This window comes from Paraburkholderia sp. UYCP14C (assembly GCF_004197395.1).
Lineage (GTDB): Bacteria > Pseudomonadota > Gammaproteobacteria > Burkholderiales > Burkholderiaceae > Paraburkholderia.
Map to the genome: position 1 here is coordinate 1 of NZ_SELS01000376.1, position 332 is coordinate 332.

At 59.9% G+C, this 332-nt stretch carries 1 pseudogene; it reads left to right on the forward strand.

The features are described from left to right. Positions 1-332 (forward strand): annotated as a pseudogene (locus tag EVC45_RS45280) (aromatic ring-hydroxylating dioxygenase subunit alpha); the annotation flags it as partial.

Sequence of the window (332 nt, forward strand, 5' to 3'; positions counted from 1 at the left end):
GAAAACAACCGCGAGTGCTACCACTGCGCGGGCACCCATCCGGAGTTGACGAACTCGTTTCTCGCGGAAGACTTCGGTTTTTGTCCGGACGGCCAGAGCGAAGAATCGCTGCAGACCTATGACGCTTACCTGAGGCGCAACACAGCATGCCAGCAAGACTGGGAAGAGGACGGTTATGCCTGCGGTACGGTGGAAGCGGTCGATGAAAGCGTGGACACCAATTTCCGGACTCAGCGCCTCGTCATCGCGGGGGCAAACGAATCGCAGACGCTGGACACGAAAGTGGCATGCACGAAGCTGCTCGGCGGGGTCGAGCGGCGCGATCTTGGTGA